The sequence below is a fragment of the Bradyrhizobium sp. UFLA05-108 genome (assembly GCF_059803455.1).
Genome location: NZ_JBANAZ010000016.1, coordinates 1 through 16,667 on the forward strand (window position 1 = coordinate 1; position 16,667 = coordinate 16,667).

General features: G+C 58.2%; 12 protein-coding genes. 8 read left to right on the top strand and 4 right to left on the bottom strand.

The window, feature by feature from the left end; all coding sequences use genetic code 11:
* The first annotated feature begins 1,412 nt into the window (after positions 1-1,412).
* The 3 genes from SO140_RS14205 to SO140_RS14215 all read left to right on the top strand — a co-directional run bounded on the left by SO140_RS14205 (position 1,413) and on the right by SO140_RS14215 (position 8,702).
* Positions 1,413-4,565 carry an Ig-like domain-containing protein gene (locus SO140_RS14205; protein WP_498542728.1) on the top strand — a complete coding sequence of 1,051 codons (3,153 nt, stop codon included), beginning with the start codon at positions 1,413-1,415 and terminating at the stop codon, positions 4,563-4,565.
* A gap of 1,111 nt (positions 4,566-5,676) precedes the next feature.
* Positions 5,677-7,380: a type I secretion system permease/ATPase gene (locus SO140_RS14210; protein ID WP_474803387.1), complete on the top strand. Its 1,704-nt coding sequence runs from the start codon at positions 5,677-5,679 to the stop codon at positions 7,378-7,380.
* Positions 7,377-8,702, top strand: a complete 1,326-nt coding sequence (locus SO140_RS14215; RefSeq protein ID WP_449382034.1) for an HlyD family type I secretion periplasmic adaptor subunit — start codon at positions 7,377-7,379, stop codon at positions 8,700-8,702. Before SO140_RS14210 ends, SO140_RS14215 begins: the two co-directional genes overlap by 4 nt.
* A gap of 326 nt (positions 8,703-9,028) precedes the next feature.
* Here SO140_RS14215 and SO140_RS14220 read toward each other — a convergent pair whose 3' ends face one another.
* The 3 genes from SO140_RS14220 to SO140_RS14230 form a co-directional block, all read right to left on the bottom strand.
* Positions 9,029-9,262: a hypothetical protein gene (locus tag SO140_RS14220; RefSeq protein ID WP_449382033.1), complete on the bottom strand. Its 234-nt coding sequence runs from the start codon at positions 9,260-9,262 to the stop codon at positions 9,029-9,031.
* A gap of 200 nt (positions 9,263-9,462) precedes the next feature.
* Complete coding sequence (locus SO140_RS14225) at positions 9,463-9,942, bottom strand: hypothetical protein (protein ID WP_449382032.1); 480 nt, start codon at positions 9,940-9,942, stop codon at positions 9,463-9,465.
* The gene (locus tag SO140_RS14230; protein ID WP_449382031.1) at positions 9,920-10,774 is read right to left on the bottom strand and encodes a hypothetical protein; all 855 of its coding nucleotides are present in this window, start codon (positions 10,772-10,774) and stop codon (positions 9,920-9,922) included. Before SO140_RS14230 ends, SO140_RS14225 begins: the two co-directional genes overlap by 23 nt.
* Positions 10,775-10,958: 184 nt before the next feature.
* Between SO140_RS14230 and SO140_RS14235 the strand changes: the two genes are divergently transcribed.
* The 3 genes from SO140_RS14235 (at position 10,959) to SO140_RS14245 (ending at position 13,875) form a co-directional block, all read left to right on the top strand.
* Positions 10,959-11,324: a hypothetical protein gene (locus SO140_RS14235; protein ID WP_449382030.1), complete on the top strand. Its 366-nt coding sequence runs from the start codon at positions 10,959-10,961 to the stop codon at positions 11,322-11,324.
* An 83-nt stretch (positions 11,325-11,407) separates the two neighbouring features.
* Entirely contained in the window at positions 11,408-12,652 is a 1,245-nt protein-coding gene (locus tag SO140_RS14240; RefSeq protein WP_449382029.1) for an NAD(P)-binding domain-containing protein, read from the top strand.
* 293 nt (positions 12,653-12,945) lie between these two features.
* Complete coding sequence (locus SO140_RS14245; protein WP_449382028.1) at positions 12,946-13,875, top strand: ATP-grasp domain-containing protein; 930 nt, start codon at positions 12,946-12,948, stop codon at positions 13,873-13,875.
* A gap of 90 nt (positions 13,876-13,965) precedes the next feature.
* Here the strand turns inward: SO140_RS14245 and SO140_RS14250 are convergent, their stop codons facing one another.
* Positions 13,966-14,304, bottom strand: coding sequence for an H-NS histone family protein (locus SO140_RS14250; RefSeq protein WP_449382027.1), 339 nt, complete (start codon positions 14,302-14,304; stop codon positions 13,966-13,968).
* 1,008 nt (positions 14,305-15,312) lie between these two features.
* Between SO140_RS14250 and SO140_RS14255 the strand changes: the two genes are divergently transcribed.
* Together SO140_RS14255 and SO140_RS14260 are read left to right on the top strand one after the other, a co-directional pair.
* Positions 15,313-15,996 carry a LuxR C-terminal-related transcriptional regulator gene (locus SO140_RS14255; protein ID WP_449382026.1) on the top strand — a complete coding sequence of 228 codons (684 nt, stop codon included), beginning with the start codon at positions 15,313-15,315 and terminating at the stop codon, positions 15,994-15,996.
* A 253-nt stretch (positions 15,997-16,249) separates the two neighbouring features.
* Positions 16,250-16,663, top strand: coding sequence for a hypothetical protein (locus SO140_RS14260; protein ID WP_498542729.1), 414 nt, complete (start codon positions 16,250-16,252; stop codon positions 16,661-16,663).
* Positions 16,664-16,667 lie beyond the last annotated feature (4 nt).

Genomic DNA, 16,667 nt, shown 5'->3' on the forward strand with positions numbered 1-16,667 from the left:
GTTGAGGCCCTCGCCAAAAAATGGGCAGGCAAGCGCGCCAAACGCAGCTAACCCGCGGCCTGCACCGGAGGGTTACCTTTTATATCGTTCACAACAACTGTGGGCGCAGTGTCTGTTGCTGTTCACTTGTGATACCTCGCGTGCAAGAGACGACCCTAATCAGGAGGGATCGCGCAAAGTCGTTATCTTCGCTCAAACATTTCCCCATCCGTTAGACGCAACCAATGACGTAAACGGCCCGGATGGACGCGTCGTTCTGTTCTAGCGTCACTCGATGACGCGCTTGCGCGCCATTGCTGGCCGGAGAAATTTCAACACCAACCAGGGCGCGCAGTTTGCGTCGGCAACCTTCATCGACGGGCTAATGGACGCCGGCGTTGCAATCTCGATGGACCGCCGTGGGAGCTGGTTGGGCAACGTGTCATCGAGCGGTTGTGGCGATCCCTCTAATCATGAAGCGCCCCGGCGGGCGTGAGGCGCGGCGGCATCGCGGAAGAGCGGCGCGTTCCTCAGGCGCCAGGCGACGCGCGCACCAAGGGTAAGTCTGGCGCGGGTAAAGTGCGCGGGCTCGGGCGGTGTGGGCATGATGGATAACGCGTGCGCGTTCCCTGCATGCCTACAGCGCCCGCTTTTCTCTGACGCCAATCCGGGCAACGTTGAGATAACAATGGTAATGGGGGTAACGCCGAGTAGTGTGTCTCGGCATTCGAGTGGCTCGAAGCCTATTCGAATAATCTTGATTTCGATTTATTTTTTTTGAGTCTGGATTTAAAGCGGTTCGAAAGATTATTTCTTTTGACTATGCCTGCCGCTTAAAGCCAGCAGGGTGGCATAGCGGCGCTTTCATGGGCCGTGAGCGCCAAACCAGAGTGGGGCCTTCATTAGCGCGAGACGGCTGTCGCTTGTAAACGCGCTCGCTGCGCTTCTTATTCATTGAATACGGCTTGTTCGACATTTCTCCCTTTGGGGCTCGATCATGAGCGCCCCTCTGCTTCGCGAACATGGTCAAATGCGGCAGCCCGAGGGTTTCTGATCGTCGCAGTCAGCGCGCTTTCATATCTTTTTCGATTTGAGCGTGTTTGCACGATAAGTAGGTCAGGCGAACTCTGGCGGGGTTGATTTTCCGCGCACCAAAACGAATTTATGCCGTAAAATTCGATTGTGATTCGGGATTAAAGGTGCGTTTTTATTGCGTCTTTCGCCGGTCAATCCGGACTTCGAAAAAGTCAAGGAATGGTCCCAAAAAAGAAAAAGATGGTCTTAAAAAAGACCAGAGCGAAGGCGCCTATCGAAAGCGGATGGGTGCGGGGCAGAGCGTAAAAAGCGTAGTGTAATAAGCGTTGAGTGCGAGTGCGTAGTCCGAGTTAAAGGCAGGGCTTTGATCTCAACGCGCGACACACATGGAGACAGATTTGACTACGATCACCAAGTTCACGACTGACAGCGGCACCGTCGGCGACGGCATCACAAACGACAGCGCGCTCTTGCTGAGCGGCACGGCGACGGCCAATAGCACGGTGAAAGTGTATGACGGGTCGACGCTGCTCGGCAGCACGACGACCAATTCCAGCGGGGCGTGGAGCTACGCAACCGGTACGTTGTCGGATGGCACGCATAGCTTCACGGCGGCGACAAGCAGCGGTGGCACCGGCACGTCCACCACCGGCTTTCCCGATGCATCAACAACGGGTGTGCGTGATGGCGTGACGCTCAAGTCATCCGGCGACATCACGATCAGCACAGCAGGCGCTGTTATCAGCGGCCTTGATATCACCGGCAACGTTGTCATCACCGCCCCGAACGTGACGCTTGTAGACTGTAAAATTACTGGGAACCTGTCTCTGGCATCTACCGGCGCCGTTGTCGACCATTGTACGGTGATTGGAAAAAATACGACCGACAGCATCGACATCAATCCAAATGGTGTCGCTGGTCAGGGCGCCAATACGACTATCAAGAATTGCGATATAAGCGGTTCTGAAAATGGAATTTGGCTGGAAGCAAATGGAGCCGTGATCGAAAACAATTATATTCACAATCTGTTTAGCAACAACGGTAACCCAGATCCCCACATTGATGGGATCCAGGTACCCGGTAGCAACATTGGGGCTGCGACGACTTCGAATGCCACCATCAGCGGCAACAACATCGACTTGGATAACAGCACGGCTAATTCCTGCATCACGACTATGGATGCGGTCAACTTTGACATCAGCAATAATCGCTTCAGTGGTGGCTCGTATGTCCTCTATTTTGAGGGCAACGCCAGCGGCTCGCACGTAACCAACAACGTCTTCGCCCAGTATACCTATGGCTACTCCGCGGGTAAGTCGGAGACGGCGCAGACTTACAGCGGCAACGTCACCGATAAGGGCGTCCCGCTTGTGCAGTCCAACAGTGTGCAGGATTTGGTGCCCAGTTCCGGCGCGGCCTCGGCAACCGCGGCCAGCAGTGCCACCACGGATACCTCGGCGGCGTTGTCGGTCACCATTGACACCAAAGCGCCCGATGCGCCGACGATTGCCAGCGATGTGGTCAACAGCGCCAATCAGGTCGTGCTGTCGGGGAAGGCTGAGGCGAACAGCGCGATCAAGGTCTATGACGGAACGACGCAGGTTGGCACCGCCACCACGAACTCGAGCGGGGTGTGGAGCGTAACGACCTCTGCTCTGTTGGCTGGGACACATACTCTTACGGCGAAGGCGACCGATGCTGCTGGCAACGTGAGCGCCGCTTCGTCGGCCGTGGATCCCGTCATTGGCTCTGGATCCTCCGGTTCGGGTTCGTCCGGTTCTGGTACGTCTGGTTCTGGCACGTCTGGTTCTGGTACGTCTGGTTCGTCGTCGGGCACGACAGCGCCTGGCGCGCCGAAGATCGCCTCGTTCTCCACGGATACCGGCGTCGTTGGCGATAACATCACCAAGGACAACACGCTCGAGCTGAAGGGCACTGCTGCTGCCGGCAGCACGGTCAAGATCTACGACGGCAAGACCCAAATTGGCTCGACGATTGCGGACTCGAAGGGCAGCTGGGATTATATCACCAAGGTCCTGACCGACGCCACGCATACGCTCACCGCGACGGCGACCAACTCGTCGGGCAAGACCAGCGCGGCGTCGTCTGCGCTCGCGGTCACCGTCGACACCCAGACGCCGACACCGACTATAACCGGCAATACGGTCAACAGCGCCCATCAAGTGGTAGTGACGGGGACTGCAGAAGCGAACAGCACGGTCAAGGTCTACGACGGGACGACGTCGGTCGGAACGGCGACCACCAACTCGAGCGGCGTGTGGAGCTTAACCACCTCTGCGCTGTCGACCGGTTCGCATGTCCTGACTGCCAAGGCGACTGACGTCGCAGGAAACGTCAGTGCCGCGTCCGCGGCGGTAAATCCCGTCATCGGCGGATCCTCCGGTTCTGGCTCCGGCTCTGGCTCTGGCTCAAATCTGCCTGCCGCGCCGAAAATCAGCTCCTTCTCGAAGGACACGGGCGCGGTTGGTGATCACATCACCAGCGATAATACGGTGACATTGACCGGGACCGCGGTGGCGAAGAGCACGGTAAAAGTCTACGACGGACAGACCCAGATCGGTCATGTCACGGCGGACGCCAAGGGGGCGTGGTCCTACACAACCGCGGTGCTGCCTGAGGGCAAGCACACCTTCACGGCCACGGACACAGTCTCCAGTGCAACCAGCGCAAAATCGGCTGCCCTCGCCCTGACAGTGGATACCTCTGCGCCTGATGCTCCGGTACTGCTCAGCGATGCGATCAGCCATCATCGCGCGACGGTGACCGGAACGGCCGAGGCGGGCAGCACCGTCAAGGTCTATGAGGGGACGACCCTGCTTGGCTCGGGGACGACTGGTGCCGATGGACACTTCAGTGTGACGACCTCTGGCCTTCAAACCGGATCGCACACGTTCGTTGCCTCGGCCACCGACGTTGCCGGCAACACCAGCGCCATGTCGCAGCCGATTGATCCGCCGATTGGCTCGCACGGCACCTCGACGGTTGACGTCACCAACATACGTTCGCACTGGGATCACACCGCGACGATCAAGGGGACAGCCGACCCCAACAGCCAGATCAAGCTGTTTGACGGCACGGCGTCCGCCGGTTCTGTCACGGCCGGAGCCGACGGCAAGTGGAGCTTCCACACCGCCGACCTGTCGGGCAAGACTCATGCCTTTACAGCAGAGCAGGTCGACACGACGGGCCATACCGTCGGGACGAGCTCGGGCGAGGCGATCATTGGCACGGGCCGTAGCAATACGCTGACAGGCACCACTGGCAACGACGTCATGGTCGGGAAGGGAGGGGCGGATACCTTTGTGTTTGCCTCGAACTTCGGCAGCGATGTCATCAAGGACTTCGCCGCCAGTGGCCCAGCTCACGACACCGTCCAGTTCAGCAAGGGTGTGTTCGACAGCTTTGCGAGTGTTCTCTCCCATGCGGCGCAGTCCGGCAATGATGTCGTTGTCACGGCGGGAAGCGACACTCTCACGCTGAAAAACACGCAGCTCGACAAGCTGACCAGCCACGACTTCCATTTCGCGTAGCCGAGAGGTCAGCGACAGGGAGTAGCCACCAATCTGCGGTGGAGATTATGGAAGGCGGGGGCTGGTCCCCCGCCTTCTTGCATTCTGGCGCCTCTATACGCGCTAGCAGCCTCGCACTGTTCGCGGATGCAGCAAAGGGACAGAAATCGGTACGTGATTGGACGAGGCAGCCATTCGACGCTTCGCGCGACCGCCATTCTCGCTCGTGACAAGCCTGGCGTGTCGAGCCGTGCTCCAATAAGTCCATCTCGTACGACTCTCGTCGCGAAAAAACGCGAGCATACGCAAATTAAATAGAATTAAATTCGGCGTGACAGTCGGTGCCGTGGTCTCTATCCCGCTCAGATGGACTCGCAGAGTGTTTCAGCACCGATTTCTGTGGGCTGAGGCTGTGGCGTAATGCAGGTGTGTTGAATTTCGCAACCTGACGTGACATCAGGGAAATTGGCAGCGATTTAAAAGGAGAATCGCGCTATTATTGCAGTGCCGTGCGTAAGCGTGCTGGTCAAAAAAACCTCGGCCCGGCCCCCATCTGGTCCCAAAAAAGCCCCTGGCGACCGGCACGTGAGGCCGACCGATTAACCATGAGGTGGTTGGGGACTCGATACAGATCGCCACGACATCACGCTCTGCGAGCAGCCTTTCGTAGCTGAGTGCATGTCGAAGAAACTGGTAGGGCAGATTAAATGGCGGGATGGCCATGAGGTCGCGCTTTTACCGGGAGGCGACACGCTCAAGTTGATCAGGCTCGGCGCGAAAAACGGCCTGACTTCTACCTCGCGTAACAGTAGCTCGACGACAGGGAAATCAAACTCAAATCTGCCTTGGGGATCTACTTCTTGGGGATCGTCAAATAAGGCACGGTTCAAGGGCGAGTGCCATGACAAACTTTGAACGGTGGGGGGTGATCCCCCTGCCTGCAAACCTTTATCGAATTCAGCTTTCGCATCTGACGAGGCTTTGGGCCGCCGCACGGCAGTGGGCGGAAGATGCCGAACTGCGGACGAAAGGGCCGATCGGCGCGGCGAAACACCTCGTCGAAGCTTTGCGGCAACGATTATTCCCCGGTCTCCCGCGATCGGCTAACGACTATGACGAGCCGCGGTCGGAGATGTCAGCTTTCCTGCGGTCTTGCCGCCGAGTTTTCTGGGCTCTCGCGGCCTTCAGCGGCATGAGCAACCTGTTGATGCTTACCGGCTCGTTTTTCATGTTGCAGGTCTATGATCGGGTGCTTCCCGGCCGCAGCATACCGACGCTGATCGCATTAATGGCGTTGGCGACTGTGCTTTATCTTTTCCAGGGCGGGCTTGATCTGGTCAGGAGCAGGATCAGCGCACGCGTCGGCCGCTATCTCGATGAGAAGCTCAGCATTCGCATATTCGATGCGCTTGTCCGCCTGCCTCTAAAGACCAGGGCCGACGGTGACGGCCTGCAGCCATTGCGGGATCTTGATCAGGTTCGTGGCTTCCTGTCGGGCGGAGGACCCACGGCGCTGTTTGATCTCCCATGGATGCCGATCTATCTCGGCGTCTGTTTCGTCTTTCACTTCTGGATCGGCATCACTGCGCTGATCGGAGCATTGGTGCTGGTCGGCATTACAATGCTCACCGAAACGCGAACGCGCGGGCCGGCAAAGGCGTCTTCGCGTCTGGCGGTCTCGCGCAGCGCGTTGGCGCTCGAGGGGCGACGAAATGCGGAAGTGCTGCAGGCCATGGGCATGCGGCAGCAAGCGGCCTTGCGTTGGCGGGATGTGAACGCGAGGTACCTCGCCGCCCACGAACGGGCCAGCGATGTCGCAAGCGGCCTTGGTGGTGCTTCGAAGGTCTTTCGGGCGATCCTGCAGTCGCTGGTGCTTGCCGTCGGCGCCGTCCTCGTCATCAATCAGGAATCGACGGCCGGCATCATCATCGCGGGATCGATCTTAACGGCGCGAGCGCTCGCGCCCGTCGAGATGGCAATTGCGAACTGGAAGGGCTTCGTGGCCGCGCGTCAATCGGGACAACGGCTCGACCAGTTGCTCCAGCTTCTGCCCACGGAAGAGGAGCGCTTGGCCCTTCCGGCTCCCGTCGAAACGCTCACGGTCGAGCATCTCTATGTTGGCGCGCCAAATGCGGAGAGGCCCACCCTTGGTGATGTATCTTTCCAGCTTCGGAGCGGGCAGGCGGTCGGAATCATCGGTCCGAGCGGATCAGGCAAGTCGACCCTGGCACGGGCTCTGGTCGGCGTATGGCCAAGTGTTCGCGGCCGGATCAGGCTCGACAAAGCTTCGCTCGAGCACTGGTCTTCCGACGCCCTCGGCAAACACATCGGCTACCTGCCTCAGGACGTTGAACTCTTTGACGGCAGCATTGCAATGAATATTGCGCGATTCGACCCGCAGGCGACGGCCGCCGCTGTTCTGGAGGCTTCCCATGCTGCGGGCGCGCACGACCTCATTCTCTCTTTTCCGGATGGCTATAGCACCAAGATCGGCGAGGGGGGGACGGCGCTATCGGCAGGTCAGCGGCAGCGCATCGGTCTTGCGCGCGCCTTCTATGGCAAACCGTTCCTGGTGGTGCTCGACGAGCCGTCTTCGAATCTCGACTCGGAGGGTGAAGAGGCGCTGACCGAGGCGATCCTGAACGTGCGCCGGCGCGGTGGGATCGTCGTCGTCGTCGCGCATCGTCCGAAAGCGCTGGAAGGCGTGGACCACGTCTTGTGCCTCGGGGACGGTAGAGTCCAGTCTCTTGGCAAGAAAGAGGAGGTTCTCAGGCGAGTGTTGCGGAATCCTGTGCCGCTTAAGGTGGTTGCGGATGGTCATGGGGGCGCCCGATGACCAGCCAAGTCACGCTCGATGTCGCGCCCGCCATGCAATCAATCCAACGCTACATGATTGTCGGTACGATCATGTTCGGTTTCGTCACGTTTGGCATCGGCGGTTGGGCGACGACGACTCAACTGTCAGGCGCCGTCATCGCCCAAGGCGTCGTCGTGGTGGATTCCAGTGTGAAGAAGGTTCAGCACGCGACCGGCGGGATCGTCGGGGAGCTGCGCGTGCGGGAGGGTGACCGGGTCAATGCCGGCGACATCCTGATCCGGCTGGACGAGACGCAGACGCTCGCGAATGCGACGATCGTCACCAAGAGTCTTGACGAGTTGCTCGCGCGGCAGGCACGTCTCGAGACCGAGCGCGACGGCGTCGAGCAGATCGTCTTTCCCAAGGCGCTGCTCGACCGGACCAAGGAGACCAATTCCGAAGCGAGCCGCGCGATTGTTGCGGAGCGTACGTTGTTCGACCTACGCCGCCAGGCCAGAAGCGGACAGAAGGCACAGTTGCAGGAGAAAAGCGTGCAACTGGAAAACGAGATCAAGGGCTTTGTCGGGCAGACCGAGGCCAAGGAGAAAGAGGTTACTCTGATCCGCCAGGAGCTGGAGGGCGTCCGCAGCCTCTTTCAGAAAAATCTGGTGCCGATCACCCGGCTCAATTCCCTCGAGCGCGATACAGCCCGCCTCGAGGGCGAGCGCAGCCAGCTTGCAGGCGCAATCGCCCAGTCGAAGGGCAAGATCGCGGAAATCGGACTCCAGATTATTCAGATCGACCAGGACCTGCGGACTGAAGTTGGCAAGGATCTGATCGAAACGCGCTCAAAACTCTCCGAGCTTGCCGAGCGCAAGACGGCGGCGGTCGATCAGTTGAATAGGATTGACATCCGCGCACCGCAATCCGGCCGAGTCCACGAGCTGAGCGTTCATACGGTCGGCGGTGTGATCGCTCCCGGCGAGCAAATCATGCTTATCGTGCCGGATGCCGACTCGCTTGCCGTCGAGGTCAAAATCGTACCGCGCGATATCGACCAGGTCTATGTGGGCCAGACCGCGACAATGCGCTTCGCGGCGTTCAATCAGAAGACGACCCCGGAAATCGACGGCGAGGTCAGCATGGTCTCGGCAGATATTACGCAGGACCAGCGTACCGGCACGAGCTACTACACAGGCCGCGTCCCGCTGAGGCGGGAAGAGATGGAAAAGCTCGGGTCGGCGAAACTGTTGCCCGGCATGCCGGTCGAAGTCTTCATCAAGACCCCTGGTCGGACCGCGCTGTCCTACCTGCTCAAGCCGCTGCAAGATCAGGCTGGGCGCGCATTCAAGGAGCGCTGATGCTTGATCGGCATCAGTCCGCTCGTGCGGGTGACCTCAGTTTTGGGTTCAGCCCATCGGTCGAGCCTTGGGGGCTGGGCCGGATGCGATTGCGGAAGACGCGACTGCACTCGAAACCCGTGACAGGCGAATCCGAAGCTTCGTTACTCTTGGGCTTCAACGCCTGCGGATGGTGGGGATTGATCGGCGCGACGCCTAGCTCTGTATTTAAAAGTCGGGGTTCAATCAGGGCCCCCGGGGGGCGCCGTGGCACCGCTCACATGCGTGCCACGAGCTGGACTATTCGACTATCCGTGTCCGCCGCGCGGAGCCGATCACATTGGCGCCTAGTCCGGTTTGCGCCGACGGCGCTTGACCATCCAGTAGGCGCCATAGGCAACCGCGGCGAAGGATAGCCCTGCGCCTGCGAGGGGCCCCGGTGCGCCGCTGGCCGTCCCCTGGCCGACGTAGGTGTAGGTCTGGTCAGGGGGAAAGAACAGTGTAGCCGTGAAATAGACGCCGGCCGGCACTGCTGCGGCCATTGCAAGGAAAATCGCAAGGACCCATCCGGGTATGGTCATATTTTCTTCCTTTCGACTGTGGTCACTATCTGACCAGGTCAATAAATTTCGTATCGTTTATTTAATAGTCACCATAATTAAATACCTGTCAATATCAATCTTAGGTCTATCTCTTCCGAGATTTGCCCGCGACAAGATGACGCCGGGCGGACCCGGCGTCTGACCGCCACTGTCGTCGATATCCAGGATTCAGCGCAGTGTCAGGCTGGACGATCTTGAAGTTCGGCCCATGGGAGCCGTTCTGCATTGCAAGACAGGTCCTCCGCCACGTCGATGACGGGAGTAATCTGTCTAATCAATCCCAGCTCGCGAAGAAATCTGGACCATAGATAATGCAGCACTGTCCAGGCTATTGGTTGTTGTGCGTACACTTCGCCGCGGAACACGACAAACGAACGATCCGCGCCTGCCGCAAGATGTCGAACGAGATTCCGGTTCGATCCATCGGGAATTAGTTTTGCGACCTGCAGTTGGCATGACGCTCGCGTTGCCCGGATGATCGGCATGTCGGCCGCCGCCATTTCGTCGGCTACCACGACGTTGAAGTGGTTTCGTTCGAGAAACCTGACAAGATCCTCCCTTAAATGGCTAGGATCTTCGAACGGAATCGCAATCTTCCACCCAACGGCGAGCAAAAGCACGGTCGCGATGGACCACCTAAATGCGCTGGAAGAGCTCACGTCTCACCCCCAGCACGCAGAAGCCGAGTATCAGGCCCAGGATGCTCGTGTTCGCAACCGCATCGCCCCAGGAGCTGTGGAACATCGCGTAGTGCCATTGGCTCAATCCCATGAAACTTATGCGAGTGACATTAACCACCACGACGGAAATGCACGCCATGACAGGCCAGAATAGATCGTAGGCAGATTTCTTGTGGCTGACTAACTGGCTCACGACGACCCAGCATAGAAGTGCAAGCGACACGTTTGCGAGTGAAGAACACGCTGGAAGAATCACCAGAACGCCGGAGCCATCGACGAAGTCAACGATATCCCCGGTTCGATGCGTGCGCAGGATCCAGCCAACGAGCGATGCGTCGATCCGTAATACCTGCTCGGCAAAAAACTGAAAGAGCAGCCGGCTCCAAAGCATGGGCACGGTAGTAGCGAGCAATATAAGAGCGCCGCGCCGCAACGGTGACACATGGGCGGTGTTGATGACATAGAGGCTGAGCGCAGTTACCGCCAGCCAGCTAAGAGGACCGATTGGTAGGAGGACGAGCAGGACAAAGATTGCTCCCAGGACGAGCTCTGAAGAACGAATCCCGATCGTTCGATCTTGAAGTACGAGAGAGACTCCAACGGCACACGATATCCAGACGACTACACTGATCTCAAAGGTCCCAAGAGTGGCCTCTACCCATCCATGCCGGTGCACCGACTGAATGACACGAGATGCAAGGCCACTTGCACAACCAAGAGCAAACAGGCCTGCAAAGAATTCACCGCGCGTCAGCTCCCTCGCGAGGCTCGATACGGAATCGTGAATAATAGGATTATCCGAAGCAGTCACGATCTAGCGCCTCTTGTCGCCTTAACTCCGTGGAAGGGTTTGGGCGGCAACGGCAGTTGAAATCGATAGGCTTTTTTCAAGGTATTCCCGCCTGGGTATTAAATAAAATTGGCAGTTGCATTAATTGGTGGAATTAATACTATAACTCCTGAAATAATATTTATATAGATATATAGAGAAAAAAATGGGGCGTGTCCGCGAGGTCGAGTTCGTCGGCGAAGTCGAATGGGATGGCAAGGCGCTCTTGGTCCAGGCGGTTACCGAATTTGGACACGTGCCATGTAGAATTCCTCGCGAGACGATTCACGCGCTTTGGCTCTATTCGGACGCTATCGAACGCGAGATCCGTTTGGAGCGGCACCTGATCCTGGAACGGCTCGCCCCGGCACTGCGCGCAAAAATCTCTACTCTAATAGCAAATGAGCCGGTGGACCTATGGCCGTCGGAGCTCAGCGACACGCGCTCTCAGGCGCTAGCGATCGCGCCATCCATTGATCAAGCGCTGGAGGTGCGCATGCAGGACGAGACCGAAAAGCAGCAACCGTCATAAGTGTGAGCTGCTGCTCTGGTTGGTCGATTTGGGCTATGTGCGGTGAATTGGTCTGTGGATTTGAATGACCGGTGGTGAGCGCAATGGATACTGACGTAGCAATTATCGGTGCCGGCCCTTACGGCCTGGCGCTCGCGGCCCATCTGCGCGCCGCGGGCGTCGATCATGCGATTTTTGGGCGTCCCATGGAGCTGTGGCGGCGGCACATGCCTGAAGGTATGCTGCTGAAGTCTGACGGCTTCGCTTCCAATCTCTACGATCCCCAGGACGAAATGACGCTGTCGCGATTCTGTCGGGAGCGCTCAATCGAATACAGCGACGATCGAATCCCTGTCCAGTTGAAGACCTTCATCGACTACGGGATGGCGTTCGCCAAGCGCTTCGCTCCAAACCTGGAGGAAACGACGATCTGCTCGGTTCGACATCATGGTAATGGGTTCGCATTCAACCGCGAGGATGGCGCGATGGTGCGGGCCCGACGCATCGTGGTGGCAACAGGCGTCGGCCATTTTCGCTATGTGCCGCCCCCCCTTGACGCGTTCCCTTCAGAAATTGTTTCGCACAGCCATGATCATCGCGATCTCAGCCGTTTCGCGGGCAGCCGCGTTGCCGTGATTGGTGGAGGTGCATCGGCGATCGATCTTTCGGCACTCCTAAAGGCGCGCGGTTGCGACGTCACGTTGATCTGCCGGCGTCGAAACCTGATGTTCGCGACCCCGCCGTCCGACACAAATCGTTCGTTGTGGCATCGCATCAGGCATCCCCGCTCTGGTATAGGCCCGGGTCTGAGGTCGCGGATGTGTACCGATGCGCCGCTGCTTTTTCGTATCATGCCCGACAACTTCCGCCGGGAAGTAGTTCGTCGCCACCTGGGACCGGCGGCAGGATGGCCGATGAAGGACATGTTTGTCGGTCACGTTCCTGTGCTGAGCGGCCGCGAGCTGGTGCATGCATCCATTTCCCGAGGATGCGTCCGCCTGGAGTTGCGCGACGGGTCTGGCGAGACCGCCTGCGTGGAGGCGGATCACGTGATCGCCGCAACAGGTTATCGCGTCGACATCCGGCGCCTCGACTATCTCGATGGTTCACTGCTGCCGCGCTTATCGCACACAGGTCAGGCTCCGTTGCTGTCGTCGCGTTTTGAATCGTCGATCAAGGGGCTCTTCTTCACCGGGCCAGCCGCCGCAAACAGCTTCGGACCGATGTTGCGCTTTGCTTTCGGTGCTGGATTTGCCTCGCGTCGTCTGGCGCCGTTCCTGAGTCGGGGGTCTCGCCTGCGATCACGCAATTACCCGATACCGCAGTTTGATGCGTGGGCGGAGAAATGACCGCAAGAGTCCTTCTCGCGCACAGCATGTTGTGGCCCAATGTCGCGCGATTAGCGATTGCGTTTCGGAAAGCAGGCTCTGCGGTAGACGTCGTTGCACCATCGGGGCACCCGGTTCATCGGATGCATTCCCCAAATCGAACATTCGAGTATCGGAGGACTTCGGCCCATGATTCGATCAAGGCCGCGATCGTTGCATCGCAGCCAGACCTGATTGTGCCATGTGACGATCGCGTTGTCGCTCATCTTCACAGATTGCACGACGAGGCGTCAGCGCTCTCCAATGAGGTCGACATGCGGCGCATTGCGTCGCTCATTAGAGCATCGCTGGGATCGCCGCTTTCTTACCCCGTCATTGTCCGACGTTCCTTCCTCTCCAATCTTGCGCAGTTGCCCGATGTTCACATCCCGCAAACCGCGGCCATCGATTCTATTGGGGACCTGTTCAACTGGGTTCGGCAGCACGGGCTTCCGGCTGTCCTGAAGCTCGACGGTAGTTCTGGTGGCAAAGATGTCATCGCGATTCGCAGGGCGAGCGAAATCGTACCTTGTTTTCTCAGGATGCGTCTTCAGAGGAGCTGGGTGCGTCGGCTAAAGTCGTTTTTGGTGAACGGCGACAGCGAGGCCCTTCTGGCGACCAAGAAGTCTTCGACGGGTCAAATTTGTGTCCAATCGTTTGTTACAGGACGCCTTGCAAACTGCACCGTGGCTTGCTGGCATGGCGATGTTCGCGGTTCGGCGGCCGTCGAGGTCTTGCAGCGTACCAGTGACTTCGGAGTGGCAAGTGTGGTTCGCCGCGTGAAAGGAGAGGCGATGATTGCTACTGCGCGCTCGATCGCGCGCCATCTCGACCTCTCGGGCATCTATGGATTCGACTTTGTGCTGGAAGATGGCACCCAGCAGGCAAAGCTAATAGAGGTCAATCCCCGGGCTACGCAAATCGATCATTTTCCGGGTTTCGATGGTCTTGATTTGCCATCGGCGCTGCTTGGTGCCATCTCGAACGAACCTATCGTCACCCCGGTCGATCATCAAATCGCGAACGAAGTGGCGCTGTTCCCGCAGGAATGGGGGCGCGACCCGGCGAGCAGATGGTTGTCGAGGGCCTATCACGACGTTCCGTTCGAAGAGCCGGAGTTTCTACGGTACTTTGGATACTATGGCAGGAAGAGTATCCCACCTCTCCTTGCTCGGCTGACCAAGCCGCTGCGGAAGAGTGGATAGGTGTCGCATGATGTCCATGCGGCACAGCAACTTCACTGGTAGCGCGCCTTATACTCCGCGCTGCCGTGTTGACGCCGAAGGTTGGTTGGCTCACCCCTTCTGCCGGCGCCTTCCACCCCGTTGAGCGATCAATAGGTCATCGAGCTTCTTGCCTGCTCGGAGTTGGGCTCTCAACCAGCGTGGCTGCTTTCCGCGCCCTGACCAGGTTTCGTCAGGATTCTTGGGATTTTGATATTTTTGAAGGACCGGCGGGTAGGGGCGGCGCACGCGCTCGGTCCGGGCATCGATCTCTCCGCCTTCGATCCTGCGCAGTCGCTCCTCGAGCTTGGCTTTTTCCGCTGCCATTCTACGACTGAGTACACTGGTGACCTCGTCAAAGAACTCCCAGAGCTCCGACGTAGGCATAGCTCCCCAGTCGCGCATCTCCATAGATCGTCCCCAACCTGATACCCCCAAAGGAGCAGGGGATTATCAGATCGTGCCGGGCTCGGGCAAGTGTGATCGGTGTCCCGAGGGGGCGCTAATACTTACGGAAAGCGCTAGGGCCGGCCGGAGCGAGCCCGTCGATTGAGGTGAGCCTTACCGTCATGTCGCCTGTTTGCTCGGCGCCTACCGAGCATTCGCTGCTCAGCTTCAAACACACGATTTCGCAGGGTCTGCAATTCGGTGAATTGAACTACGAGAGATTGGTGAGTCTGACGTAATACACCTAAAGGATACATCTGGACACCTACTCATTACGAAAGGAAGGATTGACCTCAGAACTGGCGCTGTCCTGCACGATGAAAGCGCTGTGGCAGGGAAATCGGAGCGCAAGATCTTGATTGAGAGGTTCAAGCCTCAACTGAGAAAATTGTTGAATAACCGAATTGTTAAATAGCTCCCCGTGACATCAATGCCTCCCTATGTTGACGATCCGAGCGTGGATTTCTGAATGTCAACCCTGTACGGATTAGTATGACTATTTGGGTGTGTAACTTGATCCTCGAATGGCAGCTCGGCGCCTTGAGAAGATTGTAAGGGCTCACAGGATTGAATTGAACCTTAGATGGCCGGCTTGAATATCCCTATATATCGTTGGTTATAGGCGGCAGATGTGACCAAGTGATGCTGGTTATCGTGACAACACACCAGGCGTGGTTCAAGTTTTGACATTTTAAAGGCGAACACCTAGGATTTAACTACCAAAACGTGCTGAAGTGTCGCGGCTTTTTGCGATAATGTGGCCCTGATGCCGCGGCCGTACTCTATCGGAGCTGTTTTCGCTCGCCGCAAGAGTTAACATAATCCCACCATTATTAGTTGTTTGGCTCGTCAGGAGCGGGGCTAGCTTTCTGCAAAGTTAGTTAATTTTATGTCGGCGCTTTAGAAAAAGTTTTGCCCGATTGGACTAATCTGCCCCGCTGTCGGTTTCTATCGAGATAGGCTGAGGACCGCATGCGGCGCACCACGCTGATTATTGCTGACCGGCATCCGATTGTCCGGGAAGGGCTAGCTAGCGTTCTAGCGGCGCAGCTCGACTTCACGATCCTTGCAGCATGCGAGGATGGGGTCAGCTGTATCGAAGCAATGCGCCGTTACATGCCTGATATCGCAATTCTGGAGCCATTGATGCCCGACATCGGCGGGCGCGAAATACTTGCACTCGTAAAGTCCGAAGGACTGGCTACTCGCGTGATATTCTTCACCACGTCTGCGGAGCGCAGCACCATGACTGCGGAGGGGGTCCACAGCGTACTCACCAAAGACGCCGACCCTGAGATGCTGCTCCGGACCTTGCGACGGGTTGCGCAAGGTCTACCGTCGCCGGTCACCTCGCGCGAGGAGGTGGAACAGCAGGGTGAAATAGGCTCGGAGAAGCCTCACCGACAATTAACCGAGCGCGAACGCCAGATCATGCGACTCGTATCTGAAGGATTGTCGAACAAGGAGATTGGGCGGCGTCTCAATGTTGCTAATGGGACCATTAAGGTCCACCTTCATCATATTTTCCAAAAGCTCGACATCTCAAACCGCACCGTTCTCGCGGCTTTGGCGATCTCGCGGCACGAGACTCGCCTCGCGCCTCTCGAGACTGACCCCTACGACTCGCCGCAGGACAACTGTGCCAGCACGAAGTGAGGACCAGGAACCCGCGCAGTTCGCGATCGCATAGGTCTGCCCGAGGTCCCATCGTCGCTCTGGTCGCCTCATTCCTCTCCGCGTCGCATTGCGGCTTTTCTTGTGTCTTGGCTGTCCAAGAAGTGTGCTGAGCCGAGTCCGAAAAGGCGTGAGACGCTCGGATGTACGGACCCGGAGGGAGCACGGTTTAGGCTTTCTTAACCATGGCTGGCCGATGCTGCTGGCCGGAATGCCTTCACGTGGGATGGCCCAGATGTTCCAGCTATTCCTGAGAGCGCGCGCACAAAATCTACTGAGACTTCGCCGCGATGAGCAGCGCTTCAGGGCGCGCTCTGTCGAGCGCGATGCCGAAACGGATCGAGCAAGGATCGCGTCGATCATGGCGGCGATCGATGCCGCCCTGCAGGATGCTGTGAGAGAGCAGGGCGGACTAAACCGGCGCGTTGACGACGCGCTCGCTCGCGCGTCTGTTACGTTCGGCAACGGCACCGACGAATATCTGGAACGTGAGCCCCTGGACAATTACCATCAGGACCTGTTCGCGTCCGAAATCTCCAACGGTCAGCGGCGGCTCAAGGATTTGGCTGCGACAATCTCGCATCTGAAGTTCGTTAAAGCTGCGATGCTGACCCGTTTCCCGGACTTCAAGTCACCTGCGCTCACTTGAGTGC

Coding starts and splice junctions, on each gene's coding strand:
- SO140_RS14250 (WP_449382027.1), bottom strand. CDS start 14,304: ATGGAGATGCGCGACTGGGGAGCTATGCCTACGTCGGAGCTCTGGGAG.
- SO140_RS14255 (WP_449382026.1), top strand. CDS start 15,313: ATGCGGCGCACCACGCTGATTATTGCTGACCGGCATCCGATTGTCCGG.
- SO140_RS14235 (WP_449382030.1), top strand. CDS start 10,959: ATGGGGCGTGTCCGCGAGGTCGAGTTCGTCGGCGAAGTCGAATGGGAT.
- SO140_RS14260 (WP_498542729.1), top strand. CDS start 16,250: ATGTTCCAGCTATTCCTGAGAGCGCGCGCACAAAATCTACTGAGACTT.
- SO140_RS14215 (WP_449382034.1), top strand. CDS start 7,377: ATGACCAGCCAAGTCACGCTCGATGTCGCGCCCGCCATGCAATCAATC.
- SO140_RS14220 (WP_449382033.1), bottom strand. CDS start 9,262: ATGACCATACCCGGATGGGTCCTTGCGATTTTCCTTGCAATGGCCGCA.
- SO140_RS14240 (WP_449382029.1), top strand. CDS start 11,408: ATGGATACTGACGTAGCAATTATCGGTGCCGGCCCTTACGGCCTGGCG.
- SO140_RS14245 (WP_449382028.1), top strand. CDS start 12,946: ATGCGGCGCATTGCGTCGCTCATTAGAGCATCGCTGGGATCGCCGCTT.
- SO140_RS14210 (WP_474803387.1), top strand. CDS start 5,677: ATGTCAGCTTTCCTGCGGTCTTGCCGCCGAGTTTTCTGGGCTCTCGCG.